Annotated in this window: 1 pseudogene; it reads left to right on the top strand. The window is 59.7% G+C overall.

The window, feature by feature from the left end:
* Positions 1-343 (top strand): annotated as a pseudogene (locus BKN05_RS12495) (CCA tRNA nucleotidyltransferase); the annotation flags it as partial.
* Between the last annotated feature and the right edge of the window lie 109 nt (positions 344-452).

The raw sequence follows: 452 nt of genomic DNA, 5'->3' as shown, positions 1-452 counted from the left end.
TTCCGCGGTGCGTCGTTACGTGACTGATGCTGGTGCACTACTGCCCCGCTTGCATAAGTTGGTGCGGGCGGATTGCACCACGCGGAACCAGAAGAAGGCTCGTCGGTTGGGCCGCGCCTATGACAATTTGCTGGAGCGTATCGACGAGATTCAGGAAAAAGAAGACCTAGCTCGCGTGCGCCCGGATCTAGACGGCAACGAAATCATGGAAATCTTGGGGCTGGAACCAGGCCCAGAGGTCGGTAAGGCGTGGGCGTACCTGAAGGAATTGCGCTTGGAGCACGGCCCGTTGGGCAAAGAAGAAGCCATCGCGAAGCTGCGGGAAAAGTGGGGCGTTGCCTAAATGCCTCACTCACCTAGCAGCAAGGGGAATCCTGCGTCACACACTCGGCGGGAATCCGTGCGGGCTGGGTTGCAGGAGGCCGCCCCGGTTTTTCTTGGTTTGGTGCCGC

This window comes from Corynebacterium sp. S5S1 (genome assembly GCF_001913985.1).
Taxonomy (GTDB): Bacteria; Actinomycetota; Actinomycetes; order Mycobacteriales; family Mycobacteriaceae; genus Corynebacterium; species Corynebacterium marquesiae.
Note: the sequence above shows the minus strand (reverse complement) of the source record. Positions and strands in the feature narration are given on the sequence as shown.